Raw genomic sequence first — 13768 nt, 5'->3', positions numbered from 1 at the left:
ATCATAGATTAGCCAATAATAAAAAGAAGAGGTTGTGATATCCCTATCACAGCCTCTTCTTTACCAACTATTTCTATTCCAAATTAACCCCTCAATGTCTTTTAGCCCATAGCACATGGAGAATGAATCGAACTCTTAGAACATTCACTTACTCAACGAGCTATTCTGGCTTAGCCATCAAAGCCTTGCGGGATAAGTCGATACGCCCTTTGTCATCAATCCCCATCACTTTAACCGTTACCTTATCACCAATATCAAAGATATCTTCTACCCTATCAATACGGCGGTGATCAATCTGCGAAATGTGTAAAAGACCGGACTTACCAGGCAATACCTCCACAAAGGCTCCATAGTTTTCAATTCTCAAGATGGTTCCTTCATAAGTTTTACCTACCTCGACTTCTTCAACTAATTGTTCAATCATTTCAATAGCCTTTTTAATCATACTTAGATCACTTGAAGCAACACTAACTAGACCTTCTTCTGTAATATCAATCTTAACCCCTGTTTGATCAATAATTGAATTGATGGTTTCGCCGCCCTTACCAATCACTACTTTAATCTTATCCGGGTTAATCTGAATCATTTCAATCTTAGGTGCATATGGACTCAATTCTGGTCTAGGCTTATCAATGGTTGCGAGAATATTTTCAAGGATTTCCAAACGTGCTTTTTTCGCTTGCGACAATGCTTTTTCAAGTATCTCTGCAGTAATCCCTTGGATTTTAATATCCATTTGGAGCGCTGTAATTCCTTGGCTAGTTCCGGCTACTTTGAAATCCATATCCCCCAAATGATCTTCGAGCCCTTGAATATCTGTTAAAACCGTATATTTTTCGTGATCCACTTCATCCATAATCAATCCCATTGCAATACCTGCTACTGGAGCTTTAATTGGCACACCACCATCCATTAAAGCTAAAGTTCCAGCACAAATGGAAGCTTGCGATGAGGATCCATTGGACTCAAGCACCTCCGCTACTAAACGAATAGTATAAGGGAAGTCTGCTTCACTTGGTAATACCTGTGCTAATGCACGTTCTCCTAAGGCGCCGTGTCCTATTTCTCGACGTCCTGGAGAACCGACACGACCTGTTTCCCCAACAGAAAAGTTTGGAAAATTATAATGATGCATGAAGCGTTTCTCTTCTTCCAATCCAAGTCCATCAATAACTTGGTGCTCGCTCAAAGGAGCAAGGGTTAAAACCGAAAGTGCTTGGGTCTGTCCTCTCGTAAACAAACCAGATCCATGGGTTCGATTTAAAAGGCCCACTTCTGATTCTAACGGCCGGATCTCGTCAATTTTACGACCATCTGGTCTAACTTGTTCGTGCGTAATTAATCGACGAACTTCTTTCTTCTCCAAATCATTCATCGCTGAACTAGCATCAGCTAATAGCAGTTCGATCTCCTCGTTATCTGCTAATTTTTCTTCAAAGTATTCCATAGCCTCTTCTTTTAATTGATTAACCGCTTCTTCACGCGCTTGTTTTTCAGGGACTTGAATTGCTTCGACCATTCTCGATTGGTATTGTTCTTGTACCTCTGATAAAATTGCAGCATCTTTTTGCCGAATATCAAATTCGAATTTTTCTTTACCAATGACTGCTTGTACTTCCACTTGAAATTGGCATAACTCTTGGATTGCTTGATGACCAAATAGCAAAGCCTCTAACATTGTTGATTCATCTAATTCCTTTGCTGATGACTCTACCATATTAATGGCTTCGGCGGTTCCAGCTACTGATAAATCCAGGTCGGATTTTTCCATCTGACTCGGTGTAGGATTTAAGATAAACTCACCATCAATCCGTCCCACTTGAACTCCAGCAATCGGACCTAGGAAAGGAATATCTGATAACGTTAAAGCAAAGGATGACCCTAACATGGCAGCCATTTCCGGTGAACAATCTTGATCAACAGATAAAACTGTATTGGTTATTTGAATTTCATTACGCACTCCATCTGGAAATAAAGGACGAATAGGACGATCAATCAAGCGGGACGTTAGAGTCGCATGATCCGATGGCCTACCTTCTCTTTTAAGAAATCCACCTGGAACTTTCCCAACAGCATACATTTTTTCAATATAATGTACGGTTAAAGGAAAGAAATCCATTCCAGATGTTTTTTTTGAAGCAACCGCTGCGGATAAAACGGCCGTATCGCCATAACGAACCAAGACAGCTCCATTAGCTTGTTTAGCCATTTGCCCAACTTCAATAGTTAAAGGACGGCCCCCCCAAGTCGTTTGAAAAATTTGTTTATTTGACATAAATATACTCCTTTAAATAATGTACCTGTCTACTCGACCACTAAACAAACATCAACTCACTGTAGCCAATCAGTTCATGTTTGGTTAGTAGTTGAGAGTAAATCAAGCTACTAGTAATATAACAAAACTCTTCCTGAAAAGCGAATTTGCTTAAATAATAAAACATATTTCTTCAACAAAAAAATGGTTGGGGCTCAACCCCAACCACCTTAACAATGACTAGCGACGTAGTCCTAAACGTTGAATTAATTCACGGTAACGTGTAACGTCTTTTTTACGTAAATAAGCAAGCAAGTTACGACGGTGACCGATCTTCTTCATCAGACCACGATATGAATGAAAGTCTTTCTTATGAATCTTAATATGGTCATTTAAAGTATTGATATCTTCAGTCAAGACAGCTACTTGAACTTCAACTGAACCTGTATCTCCTTCATGACGAGCATATTCCTTCATAATTTCATTTTTACGTTCTTTAGAAATTGCCATCATTTTCACCTCTTTCTATTTTGTCTGTGCCTCAAGCTAAGTATGGCGTTGGTGATTCGCCAAACTGAGCTTGGGTCAAAAGTTCATAGTCGGTATATTACAGCAACTTAGAACCACTTCATTATGTTACTACAAGTGGCTTTCTGATGCAAGTATTAATTGTGCTTGATTCAGATCTTGAAGCAAAAAATAAGGCTGAAATTCTTCCGGAGCTTCTTCTTGTCTTAAAAGATGAAGTCCTAACTCTCCTTGTTGAAAGCGATTTGTATCCATGCAGAGATTAAATCGAAAATCTATGTGATGATGGGCCCCCTCATTTTTTATAGGGTTAGCTGGTATTGAATGATAATTCACATCCAATAAGAACACGGGCGCTTTAGACAGAGTTTTGAAGCCAGTCTCCTCTTCAAATTCACGTTTAGCTGTCTGAATAAGCTGTTCACCTTTTTCAACATGTCCAGCTGGTAACAACCGACGATTTAAATAAGGGTGGTCTATAAAACATGCAGCATTCTCTAGAAACACAAATGCTGATGCTGTTAAATGCAAGCTACTAGATCGGTCATCCAACTGGTCGTTAGCTGTTTGTAAAAGAAGACTTTCAATCTCCTTCAATTTTTTATTTGATAACCAAGGATAAGTTTGAGTCTTCAATTGTTTGATATAAGCTAATGCTTCTTTTTTAAGCATCACTTAACAGCTCCAATCGTACACATTTAATTAAGTGAAAAGAACCCAGAATAATCAGTGGTTGTAGTTTTGCATTTAAGGCATAATTAACTGCTTCCAAGGGGTTTTTAAATTGCAAAGTCGAAACACTTTCCTTGTCAAAGATTACAGCTAAATCTTCTACCTCTAATGCCCTCCCTGGAAAATCTGGTTGGGTCAATATAAAATCAGCCTTTAACTCTTTTAAAACCTTAACCATCGAATTAACATCTTTATCTTTCAAAAAGCCACAAATAATATATATCTTTTGATTTTTAAATTCTTGTTTAAGGGTATCAATCGTTGCTTCCATTGCATCCATATTATGACAGGCATCTAAAATAATCAGTGGACTTTGACTTACTCTTTCATACCTTCCAGGCAAAGAAAGGTCTCGAAGAGCGTGGTTAACCCGCTTTTCATCGACAATCAAGCCCTCCTCCTGTAACCAAGCTTGATACCATAAACAAGCTGTCGTAAGATTTTCTACCTGATACTCTCCCTGCAGTCCTAAAGAAACCTGCAGGGTACAATCATCCGCTAAACGTACGAGATACCGTCTATCTGGTTGAATCTCAGCTAGCGGCTTAGGGGAATAAACCCAATGACAAGCCAACTGTTCTGACCTCTCCCGAAGAATATCGATCGCTTCTTGCTTTTGATTTGGAGCAACAATGACCGTCTGGTTCGGTCGCATAATACCAGATTTAGTCCTGGTAATTTCAGAAAGATTATGCCCCAGAATATTCAAATGATCCAAACCAATTTTAGTAAATACAGCGTAATCAGAAGAGGCAATCGCATTGGTAGCATCCAATGCCCCTCCCATGCCACATTCAAAAACAACCCAATCGCAAGCTAAATGAGCATAGTAAAGTGTAGCAACCAAAAAGGATAACTCAAATTGCGATAGATCCACTTCTGGATTCAGCCCTTCTAAGATGGCCGCTTGATATACTTGATCCAAAAGACGTTCAAAAGCCGTCTTATCAATCATTTTATGATTAACTTGAATCGACTCACACTCACTAAATAAGTGAGGGCTTGTAAATAATCCCACTCGAAGATCGTACTCAGCCAGTATACAAGCGATCATGTTTGCGGTCGATCCTTTTCCATTGGTTCCGGCGATATGAATAATTCGATAGGCTTGATCAGGATTACCTAGCCTATTTAGTAAACGCCTCAAAAGAGCTAAACGATCCCCTTGACCATAAAGCATAGCCGGGGTTTTGTTTGAAAAATCACTTGCCATTTTAATTCACCTTTGGTAGGGATTGTAAGAACTCATTTCTAAGTTGTATATTTTCCTTAAACTCTCCAACATAATAACAAGTTCGAGTGATCGAATTCATTTTCTTAACACCACGCATTTCAACGCACATGTGTCTTGCATCAACAATCACTGCCACTCCTCTGGCATTGGTCACTTCCATCAAAATATTCGCCACTTCTCGGGTAATATTCTCTTGTACATTCAATTTTTTTGATACATAATCAACCAATCTTGGAATTTTAGAAAGGCCAATAATTTTGCCACCTTGCGGTAGATAGGCTACAGAAACCTGGCCAAAAAAAGGAAGCATGTGATGTTCACACATCGAATAAAAAGGGATATTGTTAACCGAAACAAATTGGTCATCATCTTCATGTTCAGTCGGGAACATCTTTCCCTCAGAAAATTCCGTCAAACGAGTTGAAGCGGTTGTCTCTGCCAGAGCTTTAGCAACACGCTTAGGTGTTTCAATTAATCCATCACGATCAGGATCTTCACCAATCTCAATTAAAATTTCCCGTACTAGTTCTTCCACTCGACTTAAATTCATTTCTTTCATTTTTACACTCTTTCTATTTTTTGCTGCCCCTGAGCTTCCAGTAATTCAATGGCATCAAGAACGGCATCTTTTTGATAAAAATCATCTTGCATAATTTCCCTTAAAGGAATAAGGACAAATAAACGGTTGAAAATCTGGGGATGAGGTAATATTAATTTAGGATCCTCCTGATTTTTATGATCGAAAAATAAGATATCAATGTCTACCGTTCTTGGTCCCCATCGCACAATTCGTTCACGATGCAATTTGGCTTCGATTTCATGAATATAATCCAATAAGCAATACGCCGATAAACTAGTTTCAATCAACAATGCCTGATTAATAAAATCATCTTGAACAACTCCTCCAACCGGTGAAGTTTGGTAATAAGAGGACGAATGAATGATTTTAATTTCCTTATGCATTTTTAAATACTTCTGTGCACTTTTTAATTGCTGAATACGGTCCCCCATATTCGACCCTAAACTCAGATAAACCTGATGCATCAATCTTAAGCCTCCAATTCAATTTCCGCACTATCCATAAAACCCTCGATTGGTAATTGTAGTTTACGAACATTTACCTTTACCAAATCAATTTTTTCGGGGCTCGAATTCTTGATTAGGCGTACAATATCAAAGGCGAGCGTTTCAATCAGATCTGCCCGTGTTTCTTGAATATATGTTTCAATTATTTGATAAAAATGAGCATATGAAACTGTTTCATCTAACTGGTCAGCTTTCACTGAGTTCTTAATAGTCACACAAAGATCGATCGCTAACTTTTGACCTAATTTTTTTTCTTCTTCAAACACCCCGATATGAGAATAAAAAAACATATTATTTAATTTAATCTTAAACATTCATAACTCCTTACTTCTTCTGATAGGCCGAAAAATTAATATCATCCAATTGATCCGCTAAACGAATATTTGAGCCAATTAATCCAGCAACGACGTGTTCTTTAGCCACATGAACCCGCACAACTTCAATCCCCATATAAGATGCGACAGCAGTCAGTGCTGCGGACGCTTCATCTCTTAATGCAAAACCTTCTTCCTTACTTGGATCCGTATCAAAACCCGCTTCCGCTAACGTATTTTGAATAAATCGTTTTCTTGAAACACCCAAAAAACAAGTAAATCCCCAATCGTGAATACGCTGCGACTCACGAACAAGGTGATAGTTTTCCTTTTTAGTTAATCCAAAACCGATTCCTGGATCTAACATGAGTCGATTTAAAGAAATCCCTGCTGCTTGAGCTATTTCCAAGGTTTTGTCAAAATAAGCCTCCATTAAACTTAAATCATCCATTTGACTGAATGCTTGTAGTTCTTGATGAGTAAAGATGCCTTCTGCGCCAAAATGAGGAAAAATTTTGGCTGAAGGATGTTCTGGACGAACAATGACAGGATTAAACATGGCCACGCAGCCTACTTGGGACTGACTAATTACATTAGCCATTGCTGGATCACCTAATAAGCCAGTAATATCATTAATTATATCTGCCCCGGCTTCAATCGCTGCCTTAGCAACTTCTGCCTTCCAAGTATCCACTGAAATAATAACATCTGAATCTTGTCGTAATGCCCTAATAACAGGTACTACGCGGGCAATCTCTTCATCAATTTCAACATAGCTTGATCCCGGACGGGTCGATTCCCCACCAATATCTATCATTTTACAGCCTGCTTGAATCAAATACTTTGCCCTTTTAATGGCTTTATCTGTTTGAAACCATTGTCCTCCATCAGAAAATGAATCCGGAGTTACATTGACAATGCCGCAAATGATAGTAGCTTGCCCATGACAAATCTTTCGTTGGTTAAAATGAAAATCTCTTACTACTTGCTTTACTTCCATAATATGCTCCTTGAGAAAAATTATCAGAAAAAGAGCACCTTAGATTAACTAAGGTGCCCCCGCAAGGATTAACAGCGGAGGCAATGATCAACCGCGTGATAGCCACTTCGTCTACCGGCAACATCCCATCCGGAAGCACTTAACGTTAATCATTTACTCTGTTCTAATTCCACTCTATTGTAGTGGAATATATTTCTTTTTACAATGCTTATTATAAGAATTTTATTTCATCGAAAACTTAGCTTTTAGCTCCATAATGACATCCCGCATCAAGGCTGCTTGTTCAAAATTAAGCTCTTTGGCATAAGTTTTCATTTGAAGTGTCATCCGCTCTAACTCTTCCTGTCTTTGTAAACGAGATAGCTTTTTGAATTTAGCCAAAGTATTTTCTTCTTTTTCTTCATGACTAACATCCGTTGTAATACGGATCAAATCACGAATATCTTTTTTAATGGTTTTCGGCGTTATACCATGCTTTTTATTATAAGCTTCTTGAATCTCACGGCGACGCTTTGTCTCATCGATCGCATTTTTCATCGATTCTGTAATACAATCCGCATACATGATAACCGTTCCATCGGCATTACGCGCAGCTCGACCAATGGTTTGGACCAAAGCTCTCTCAGACCTTAAAAAACCTTCCTTATCTGCATCTAAAATAGCCACCAGAGAAACTTCTGGAACATCGATACCTTCCCTCAAAAGATTAATTCCAACTAAAACATCGAACACTCCCAATCTAAGATCGCGAATAATCTCAGTTCGTTCTAGGGTAGCAATATCCGAATGAAGATACTTCACTTTAATATCAATCTCTTTGAGATATTCTGTTAAATCTTCTGACATCTTCTTAGTTAAAGTTGTAATAAATACTCTTTCATTCTTGTCGACTCTTCGATTAATTTCATGGACTAAATCATCAATTTGACCTTTAATCGGTCGAACTTCTACTATTGGATCCAGTAAACCAGTAGGTCGAATAATCTGCTGCGCCATTGGAAGAGTAGCTCTTTCCATCTCATAAGGACCTGGTGTCGCAGAAATATAAATAATTTGGTGAACATGTTCTTCAAACTCATTTAACTTTAAAGGACGATTATCTAAAGCAGAAGGTAGACGAAAACCAAAATCAATTAACTGCTGCTTACGTGCACGGTCTCCATTATACATACCACGAATTTGCGGCATCGTCATATGCGACTCATCAACCACAATTAAAAAATCATCGGGAAAAAAATCAAGCAAGGTAAAAGGTGCTTGGCCCGGTTTTCTACCATCCATATGGCGAGAATAATTCTCAATTCCAGAACAATAACCCATCTCTAATAACATTTCAATGTCATAGTTTGTCCGTTGCTCTAAGCGTTGGGCTTCTAATAATTTATTTTCTTTACGTAAGAAATCCAATTGCTCTTCCAATTCTTGACGGATGGTATCAACCGCCAGCAAAATTTGAGGTTGATCAGCGACGAAGTGAGTAGCGGGATATACTGGAAAATGGGCAACATCATTCTTTACTTCTCCTGTTAGAACATCCACTTCTCGAATACGATCAATTTCATCTCCAAAAAATTCAACCCGAATTACCTCTTTATCACGGGATGCTAAAAAAATTTCTAAAACATCCCCTCTCGCTCGAAAAGTTCCCCGTTGGAAATCTATATCATTACGTACAAATTGCATATCAACTAGTCGCGTCATTACTTCTTCACGAGAGATTTCCTGTCCCTGTCGTAAGGATAACACATGATCTCGATAAACTTTAGGATCAACTAACCCATAGATACACGAAACAGAAGCAACCACAATGACATCATTTCTTTCTAATAAAGCAGATGAAGCGGAGTGTCGTAACTTATCAATCTCATCGTTAACTGAAGACTCCTTCTCAATATAAGTATCCGATGAAGGGACATAAGCTTCTGGTTGATAATAATCATAATACGAAACAAAATACTCTACGGCATTTTCTGGAAAAAACTCCAACAATTCTGAATACAATTGTCCGGCTAAGGTTTTATTATGAGCTAAAACCAAAGTTGGTTTATTAACTTCCTGAATAACATTCGCAATTGTAAATGTCTTACCAGTACCTGTTGCCCCCAATAGTATTTGTTCCTTAGTTCCCCTATGCAAACCTTGGACCAGTTGCGCAATGGCTTCAGGCTGATCTCCAGCAGGTTTATAGGGGGCCTTAATTTTAAATTTATTATTTAACACCTTTTGTACGCCTCCTCATTGGCATCATCTTCCTAAATTTAATGAAGATGACTAATATTGTCAAATAAATCACTTTAATCATTTAAACTCATTTTTAGCCTTAATATTCATTAATAAACTTGTAACACTGATATATCTAGGTTTTTGAGCCTAATTGTGCAATAAAAGATTGCATCTTTAATATGACTTCGGTATAATGTTTTCTGTTGACTAAGTTTTAGCTTAGACGATTCTATAGGAAAAGGGGTGACCATAAATGGCCAATACTAAATCAGCCTTAAAGCGCGTACGTCAAACTGAAAGTGTGAATTCTCGCAAGCGTTCACAAACAGCAGCTCTTCGTACTGCCATTAAAAAAGTTCGCCAAGCAGTTGAAACTGGCGAAGGTGATAGCCAAGCTTTATTCAATGCAGCGGTTAAAGCCATTGATTCAGCAGTTAACAAAGGCTTAATCCATCACAATAAAGCATCACGTGATAAATCACGTTTAGCAAAATTAGTTAATTCAGCAAAATAAGCTTGAATCGACTCAATAAACAATCAAGGCCAAGGGCAACCATCGTTGCTCCTTGGCCTTTTTAAGTATGCCCATCAAGAATGAGCTAATTGACTTAAAATAAGATAAAAAGATGTGTCTGCTTGCGATTTTCCAGTCTTAATAAAGAAATCAGCCTCAATTAAAGAACGATAAAGCTTTTCTAAAACTCGCCGATCCATTGACGTCGCATAATTCATGGCTAATTTAACCCGATAAGGATGTACATTTAAACTCTTAGCCATTTCTCCTTGATTTTGACCAGCTTCATAAAGAATTTGCACTTGTAAAATTAATCGAAATTGTGAAATAATTAAAGCTTGCAAAGCCAAAGGATCGTTCTTCATCAAAATCAAATCTTGATAGATTTGGATAGCCTCCACAAAATGCCGTCGAAGAATGGCATCAGTTAATTCAAAAATATTAGACTCGAGACTCCGCGTTACCAAATTTTTAACAACTTCTAAATTAATCGTTTCATTATTTTTGGCATATTGTTCTAATTTTTTAATTTCCGCCATGGTCTGACTCAATTGAAAATTAGTACGTGTCAATAATTCTTCAAAGGCTTCTTTTGTAACATTTAGTGAAGCTGCTTTAATATAGTCTTTTAAGTATCGTCTCAACTCTCTTTCGTCCAAAGCCAAGACCTCAATAAATTGACTATATTTTTGAATTTGTTGAGTCAATTTTCGTCGTTTATCAACTTTTTCATAAGGCATCAAAAACAATAAACAGGTCCCAGGGTTAGGATCTTTTAAATAAGCTTGAAGTCTTTTTTCTTCAGCGATTGTCAGCTTTTTCTGAGGATTGGTTGAAATAAAATCTGCCTCCTCCACCATAACTAACCTTAATTCAGCTAAAAAGGAAAAACTCTCAGCCTCATCTAAAACCTGATCCATTGTCACTTCACGATAGTCAAGGACAGATATATCTAAATCACTATAATATCTCTCAACACTTTTCATCAACGTTTCACGAAATTCCTGAATCAGGAAATATTCCTTACCTAATAAAGTATAAATTGCTTGAATATCATTTTGATTTATCGCTTGAATGGCTTCTTGATAACCCATATTTTTCTCCTAATCTTACCATTTCAACACTACAATTATTTACTATCCTATCCATTTTAGCTATAATAACAAACAAATTCAATCGAAAGGATACAGACTATGAAGCCTTTAATTGGTATCACTACTTCTATCACCTCGATTCATAATGATCCTCGTTATCAGCCGTTTGATGCTACCTATCTTCCTCACTACTTAGTGACCGCGGTCGAAAAAGCAGGAGGAATTCCAGTCGCAATACCTATACTGAATATTGATAATCTAGAAGAAATTACTCAACGACTGGACGGCCTAATTCTAAGTGGTGGTCATGACCTTGATCCAAGTTATTACCAAGAGGAACCTCATCCCAACTTAGGGCCGATATTTCCAGCCAGAGACCGACATGAAATGAATCTCATCCGACAATTTTATCCCCTCAACAAACCAATATTAGGAATCTGCCGAGGAATGCAACTACTTAATATTGCCTTTGGTGGTAACCTCTACCAAGATTTAAGTCAAAACCCCTCAATCCAAATACAACATTGTCAAAGCAGTGAGATGGAATATGCCACCCATTCTATTAACATTGCAGAGGATTCATTTCTTAAATCCTTAATATCCGATGATATTCGAGTAAACTCTGTTCATCACCAAATTATCAAGCAATTGGCACCTAGTTTGAAAGCAATCGCTTGGTCACAGGATCGAGTGATTGAAGCGCTAGAAGATCGGGATCATCCTTTTCTATTAGGTTTACAGTGGCATCCTGAATATACATATAATTATTCACCAGCCTCCCAAGCTATTTTTAATTGTTTTATTGAAGCTTGTCAAAAATAATCAATAAAAATCCCTAGACTTTTATCAGTTTAGGGATTTTGTTTATTATTATTCGTAAAAAGGCCGAATGACTCTTAAAATTACTGGTAATTCTTAACAATATAATCAACTAACAGCTTCATAGGATCAATAAATTCCACCGAGTAATCCGCTTGTCCTGTGGCTAATTCAATTTCAGTACAACCTGCAATAATAGCCTGTGCACCTTCATCAATGAGATGATGACCAGCTTCTTTTAATAATTGATTAGGGTATGTTCCCACGTGCCCATTTTTTATGCCTTCAGGGCCATAAATTGCCTCCATCACTTTCTCTTGATAATCTCTATTTGGATAAATGACCTGTTTAGAAAGATGATGTGAAAAAAGATCTATCTTTCGTGTGCCATCAGTACACATGACTCCAACTTTTTCCATACTTGGATATTTATTTTCGAGAAATCGGTTTAAAACTTGATAAGCATTTAAAATTTTAACGGAAGACTGTGCTTGAAGGGTATCTATATAATAATGACATGTCATACATGGAATAGCGATCAAATCACAGCCTGCTCTTTCTAAAAGTTGAACTGATTCCATTAAAGCATCCAAGGGGCTCGGTCCTTTATGAAGAATTGCCTCCGTACGGTCAGGAATTTGTGGGTGGCTATCTATAACTACCCTAAAATGATCTTGGTCACAATGAATATCTGTCGTCTGCTGAATAATGTTTTGAAAGAAAGAAGCGGTTGCAGCTGGGCCCATGCCACCTAAAACCCCAATAACGGTTTGTCGTGCCATAGTTTCCTCCTTATTTTTTTAAACGATGAGCGATTAGTTGGTAACAGTAGGCAAATCCAGGCAATGGATCAGACCAAGACCAAATAGCTCCAACTTTTCGATTAAATAAGCTTTTAATCATAGTTGTTAAACTTAGTTGGCCAGTTCGGTAATAATCTCTCATCGCAACTAAATCTTCTTTTAAATATTGAAAATAAATATGACTATCATAATCAATTACTTTTTGTCCAATTCCATGCCCGGTTAACTCAAGGTAGGCTAAATAGGGCATGTTAATCCCGACCTTTTCAATCATCGCATTAAAATTGGTAGTCCGTGCATTAATCTCAATTAAGAAAAACTCACCCGTTTGAGCATCTTTCTTAAATTCAATTTCAGCAAAGCCCTTAAATCCAATTGATTGAAGAAATGGAATGCCTAACTCTGCCAAACGAGGAACATATTCTTGCCGAATATAAGTCGATGCGCCAAAATTGATCGGAAATTGTCGTAATTTATGGCCAGTCATCCAATGAGTCACTTTAGAATTTTGATCCAAATAAGCATCAAAGGTATACATATGGTCATCAAAACCTTGTATGAATCGCTGGACTACCATTTCATAGCCTGCATTTTGTGTCATTTGAATTTTTTGCATGAGTTCTTCATCTGAATGAATAATAAACAATTTTGTTCTAAAACGCGAAACAAAGCCCATCGAATCAACAGGTTTTAAAATAACTGGATAAGCTAAGTTAGCATGCAACTTATCCAATAATTCAGGGTCTTGAGCAGACAAAGTGATTGGATAAGGCATCCGATGCCTTTCAGCTAATCGATATAATTGATCCTTATCAATCACCCTTTGCCATAATCCTTGCTCAGTCATGGTAATTAAATAATAGTCTTTCAATATATCCATGTAGCGATCAATATATAAAGCTAAGGTGTCAGTTGTTGGAAAAAGAACAGGTTTTTCGCTTTGTTGTTTCCCATAATCTACTAAAAAATTGAGCATCGCTTCAGGATCTTTATTATAATCTGGTCCGATTAACTTTTCTTGTACATAACGTGAATGCATCGCAAAAGCTCGGCTTTCATCGTAGTCATAGAGAGTAACAGATACCCCCTTTTTACCTAAACACCGTACTATACTCAAACCAATATAATAATTTCCTCCTAAAACTAAGGCCTTATGATTAGCCATCC

Annotated in this window: 14 protein-coding genes and 1 riboswitch; of the genes, 2 read left to right on the top strand and 12 right to left on the bottom strand. The window is 37.5% G+C overall.

The annotated features are described in order from the left end of the window. Positions 1-160: 160 nt before the first annotated feature. The 9 genes from pnp to uvrB form a co-directional block, all read right to left on the bottom strand. Complete coding sequence (pnp, locus tag HMPREF9706_RS00895) at positions 161-2275, bottom strand: polyribonucleotide nucleotidyltransferase (protein WP_006907458.1); 2115 nt, start codon at positions 2273-2275, stop codon at positions 161-163. A 219-nt stretch (positions 2276-2494) separates the two neighbouring features. Then, a complete protein-coding gene (gene rpsO, locus HMPREF9706_RS00890) occupies positions 2495-2764 on the bottom strand; it encodes a 30S ribosomal protein S15 (protein WP_006907457.1) in 270 nt (89 codons plus the stop codon). Between the two features lie 129 nt (positions 2765-2893). Beyond that, a complete protein-coding gene (locus tag HMPREF9706_RS00885) occupies positions 2894-3454 on the bottom strand; it encodes an NUDIX hydrolase (protein ID WP_006907456.1) in 561 nt (186 codons plus the stop codon). Next, positions 3447-4727, bottom strand: coding sequence for a bifunctional folylpolyglutamate synthase/dihydrofolate synthase (locus HMPREF9706_RS00880; protein ID WP_006907455.1), 1281 nt, complete (start codon positions 4725-4727; stop codon positions 3447-3449). Before HMPREF9706_RS00880 ends, HMPREF9706_RS00885 begins: the two co-directional genes overlap by 8 nt. A 1-nt stretch (position 4728) precedes the next feature. After that, complete coding sequence (gene folE, locus HMPREF9706_RS00875; RefSeq protein ID WP_006907454.1) at positions 4729-5307, bottom strand: GTP cyclohydrolase I FolE; 579 nt, start codon at positions 5305-5307, stop codon at positions 4729-4731. Between the two features lie 2 nt (positions 5308-5309). Continuing rightward, complete coding sequence (gene folK, locus HMPREF9706_RS00870) at positions 5310-5792, bottom strand: 2-amino-4-hydroxy-6-hydroxymethyldihydropteridine diphosphokinase (RefSeq protein ID WP_006907453.1); 483 nt, start codon at positions 5790-5792, stop codon at positions 5310-5312. Between the two features lie 5 nt (positions 5793-5797). Continuing rightward, complete coding sequence (gene folB, locus HMPREF9706_RS00865) at positions 5798-6148, bottom strand: dihydroneopterin aldolase (RefSeq protein ID WP_006907452.1); 351 nt, start codon at positions 6146-6148, stop codon at positions 5798-5800. A gap of 10 nt (positions 6149-6158) precedes the next feature. Beyond that, positions 6159-7148 (bottom strand): dihydropteroate synthase, encoded by a 990-nt coding sequence (folP, locus tag HMPREF9706_RS00860; protein WP_006907451.1) that lies wholly within the window; start codon positions 7146-7148, stop codon positions 6159-6161. Positions 7149-7218: 70 nt separating this feature from the next. After that, a riboswitch (THF riboswitch) is annotated at positions 7219-7311 on the bottom strand. 59 nt (positions 7312-7370) lie between these two features. After that, positions 7371-9368: an excinuclease ABC subunit UvrB gene (gene uvrB, locus HMPREF9706_RS00855; protein ID WP_006907450.1), complete on the bottom strand. Its 1998-nt coding sequence runs from the start codon at positions 9366-9368 to the stop codon at positions 7371-7373. 256 nt (positions 9369-9624) lie between these two features. Here uvrB and rpsT point away from each other — a divergent pair, with 256 nt between their 5' ends. Beyond that, the gene (gene rpsT / locus HMPREF9706_RS00850; RefSeq protein WP_006907449.1) at positions 9625-9885 is read left to right on the top strand and encodes a 30S ribosomal protein S20; all 261 of its coding nucleotides are present in this window, start codon (positions 9625-9627) and stop codon (positions 9883-9885) included. Between the two features lie 74 nt (positions 9886-9959). Here rpsT and holA read toward each other — a convergent pair whose 3' ends face one another. Next, positions 9960-10979: a DNA polymerase III subunit delta gene (gene holA / locus HMPREF9706_RS00845; RefSeq protein WP_006907448.1), complete on the bottom strand. Its 1020-nt coding sequence runs from the start codon at positions 10977-10979 to the stop codon at positions 9960-9962. 99 nt (positions 10980-11078) lie between these two features. Here holA and HMPREF9706_RS00840 point away from each other — a divergent pair, with 99 nt between their 5' ends. Further along, positions 11079-11801: a gamma-glutamyl-gamma-aminobutyrate hydrolase family protein gene (locus HMPREF9706_RS00840; protein ID WP_006907447.1), complete on the top strand. Its 723-nt coding sequence runs from the start codon at positions 11079-11081 to the stop codon at positions 11799-11801. Between the two features lie 80 nt (positions 11802-11881). Here the strand turns inward: HMPREF9706_RS00840 and cuyB are convergent, their stop codons facing one another. After that, the gene (gene cuyB, locus HMPREF9706_RS00835; RefSeq protein WP_006907446.1) at positions 11882-12580 is read right to left on the bottom strand and encodes a cysteate racemase; all 699 of its coding nucleotides are present in this window, start codon (positions 12578-12580) and stop codon (positions 11882-11884) included. Between the two features lie 10 nt (positions 12581-12590). Continuing rightward, positions 12591-13766, bottom strand: a complete 1176-nt coding sequence (locus HMPREF9706_RS00830; RefSeq protein WP_006907445.1) for a carboxylate--amine ligase — start codon at positions 13764-13766, stop codon at positions 12591-12593. Between the last annotated feature and the right edge of the window lie 2 nt (positions 13767-13768).

This window comes from Facklamia hominis CCUG 36813 (assembly GCF_000301035.1).
Classification (GTDB): domain Bacteria; phylum Bacillota; class Bacilli; order Lactobacillales; family Aerococcaceae; genus Facklamia; species Facklamia hominis.
This window is presented reverse-complemented; position numbering and strand designations above follow the sequence as displayed.